The sequence below is a fragment of the Polaromonas sp. P1_G2 genome (assembly GCF_056405515.1).
Map to the genome: position 1 here is coordinate 1 of NZ_JBFUBY010000384.1, position 3002 is coordinate 3002.

Genomic DNA, 3002 nt, shown 5'->3' on the forward strand with positions numbered 1-3002 from the left:
GCCTTCGCCCTTGGACATCTCGAACAGCTCGGTGTTGTCGGAGAGCTCCGACGTCAGGCGGTCGATGACGTGGACCACGTCTTCCAGCGATTTCTTTTCCTTGCCGAGTTCCTGCGCGCGCTTGGGGTTGTCCCAGACCTTGGGGTCTTCCAGCGCGGCGTTGACTTCGTTCAGTTTTCGTTCTTTGGCAGGGTAGTCAAAGATACCCCCGAAGCTCGTTGACCCGGTTGCTGAGGTCGACGAGCTGGTTGCTGATGAGGTTGATGCGTTCTGCGTCCATGGTTCTTCTGTCCTGAAAGTGGTGGCCGCAGGGGGCGGCCTAACCCGCTATTTTCTCACGACACAGAGGCGTTTAGCCCAGAAAGCCCTCAATCAGTGTTGCCAGCTGTTCCGGCTGGTCGTGGTGCAGCATGTGGCCGGCGTCCTGGATCACGGCGACGCGGGCCTGGGCCACCTGTTTGAGCCTTTCGTGGTAATCGGCCAAACTGTATTTGCCCTGCCACCAGCGGGCCAGCGAATCGTCGGAGGCCTCGACGGCCAGCGTGGGGGCGCCGATGCGGCGGTAGATCGCCAGGGTTTCGTCGACGCGGTAGAGCTGCGCGCTGCCGATCTTGTGCGCGGCTTCGCCCAGGATTTGCCATTTCCCCGCGGCATCCGGCCGCGCCCAGTGGCCGGCCAGCCAGCCGGCCTTGTCGGCCGACAGGCGCGGGTTGGTCTTCATCAGGCGGCGCGCCACGCCGTCCACGTTGTCGTAGGCCTTGAGTTCGAGTTCGCCGCGCCGCAGGCTTTTGAGCTCGTCCATCCATTTGGCATAGCGGCCCGGTGCCTGTTCGGGCTGGCTGGGCGGCAGGCCGAAGCCTTCGAGGTTGACCAGCCGGCGTACGCGAGTGGGCCGCACGCCCGCATACAGCATGGCRACATTGCCGCCCATGCTGTGGCCGACCAGGTCCACCGCTTGCTCACCGACATAGTGGTCGAGCAAAAAATCCAGGTCGGCCAGGTAGTCGGCAAACCAGTAGTTGTCAGCGGGGCTGCCCTCTGGGCCGGAGCCGGTCAGCCCGAAGCCGCGCCAGTCGGGCGCGATGATGCTGCGGCCTTGTGCGAAGGCATCCGACAGGGCGTCGACCATGAACTGGTAGGAGGCGGCGACGTCCATCCAGCCATGGACCAGAACCAGCGGCGGCAGCGCGGGGTTGGTGCCGGAGGGGCTTTCCCAGAGGCGAACGTGGTAGCTGAGGCCGCGTATAGGGACAAACTCGCTGCGGGAAGATCGTTTTTCTTTGTACATTGGACCCCATGATAAAGAGACACGAAGCCAAGCGCAGTCAACACAGGGACAAGCCGGCCGTCCCCCAATCCCAAGCCGACCACTACGCGGCACTGCACACCGGTTTTCGCTGGCAGGTGGATGAATTTTTCAACATCGCCGAGGCCTGCTGCGGCCGCTGGGCTCGGGCCGAGGCGCGGACAGCCATACGCATACACAAGCCGGGCGCAAAAWCCGTGCTGCACAGCTACCAGGAACTGCAGAAAGCCGCCGATGCGCTGAGCCAGGTGTTGGCGGGGCTCGGGGTCAAGCGCGGCGACCGTGTCGCCATCGTGATGCCTCAGCGCCTGGAAACCGCGGWGGCCTATATGGCGGTGTTCCAGATGGGCGCGGTGGCCATGCCGCTGTCCATGCTGTTCGGCCCCGAGGCGCTCGAGTACCGGCTGCAGGACAGCGATGCCGTGGTGGCCATCTGTGACGAAAGCTCGATGGCCAGCCTCAAGGCGATCCGTGGCCATTGCCCGGCGCTGCGCACGGTGATCGCCGCCGGCACGGCCCAGGGCCAGGGCGATCTCGATTACGGCAGCGCGCTCGCGGCGCAGAAGGGCGTCTTCACGGCCGTCAAGACCAAGGCCGAGGAAGGCGCCATCCTGATCTACACCAGCGGCACCACCGGCCCGCCCAAGGGCGCACTGCTGCCGCACCGGGCGCTTATCGGCAACCTGCCGGGGTTTGTTTGCAGCCACAACTGGTTTGGCTTTGACGGCAAAACCAACAAGAAGTCCGACGCGGTGTTCTGGTCCCCGGCCGACTGGGCCTGGACTGGGGGCCTGATGGATGCGCTGCTGCCCAGCCTGTATTTCGGCCGTCCCATCGTCGCCTTCAACGGGCGCTTCAGCCCCGAGCTGGCGTTCAGCCTGATGGCGGCGCAGGGCGTGACACACACCTTTTTGTTCCCCACGGCCCTCAAGGCCATGATGAAGGCCTATCCCAAACCGAAGCAGCATTTCAGGATGACGCTGCAGGCCATGATGAGCGCGGGCGAAGCGGTGGGCGACGCCGTGTTCGCCTACTGCCGCGAGCAGCTGGGTGTGACCGTCAACGAAATGTTCGGCCAAACGGAAATGAATTACGTGGTCGGCAACTGCAGCCGCCTGTGGCCGGCGCGCCCCGGCAGCATGGGCAAGGCCTATCCGGGCCACCGCGTGGCGGTGATCGACGACGAAGGGAATGAATGCGCGGTGGGCGTGCCGGGTGACGTGTCGGTGAACCGTTACGACGTCCACGGCGATCCCGATCCGATCTTCTTCCTGGGCTACTGGAAAAAAGAGGCCGCGACCCGCAACAAGTTCACCGGCGACTGGTGCCGCACCGGCGACCTGGCGCGCCGCGACGCCGACGGCTATCTCTGGTACGAGGGCCGCGCCGACGACGTGTTCAAGGCCGCCGGCTACCGCATAGGCCCCGGCGAGATCGAGAACTGCCTGGTCAAGCACGCGGCCGTCGCCAACGCGGCCGTGGTGCCCAAGCCCGACCGCGAGCGCGGTGCGGTCGTCAAGGCCTATGTGGTGATCGCGCCCGACCAGGCCGCGGCCCGTGCGGCGCATCCAGGCGGCGCGGCGCGCTTTGACGAAGAGCTCACGGTGAAACTGCAGGCCCACGTCAAGAACCTGCTGGCGCCTTATGAGTATCCGAAGGAGATTGAATTTATTGATGCGCTGCCGATGACGACGAC

The 3002-nt window shown here is 65.1% G+C and carries 2 protein-coding genes and 1 pseudogene; 1 reads left to right on the forward strand and 2 read right to left on the reverse strand.

Features of this window, described 5'->3' with window-relative positions:
* Both AC1D0P_RS23890 and AC1D0P_RS23895 read right to left on the reverse strand, forming a co-directional pair.
* Positions 1–280 (reverse strand): annotated as a pseudogene (locus AC1D0P_RS23890) (PCRF domain-containing protein); the annotation flags it as partial.
* 72 nt (positions 281–352) lie between these two features.
* The gene (locus tag AC1D0P_RS23895) at positions 353–1288 is read right to left on the reverse strand and encodes an alpha/beta fold hydrolase (RefSeq protein ID WP_477679016.1); all 936 of its coding nucleotides are present in this window, start codon (positions 1286–1288) and stop codon (positions 353–355) included.
* Positions 1289–1296: 8 nt separating this feature from the next.
* Here AC1D0P_RS23895 and AC1D0P_RS23900 point away from each other — a divergent pair.
* On the forward strand, positions 1297–3002 hold a 1706-nt coding region (locus tag AC1D0P_RS23900; protein ID WP_477679017.1), incomplete at its 3' end, for an AMP-binding protein.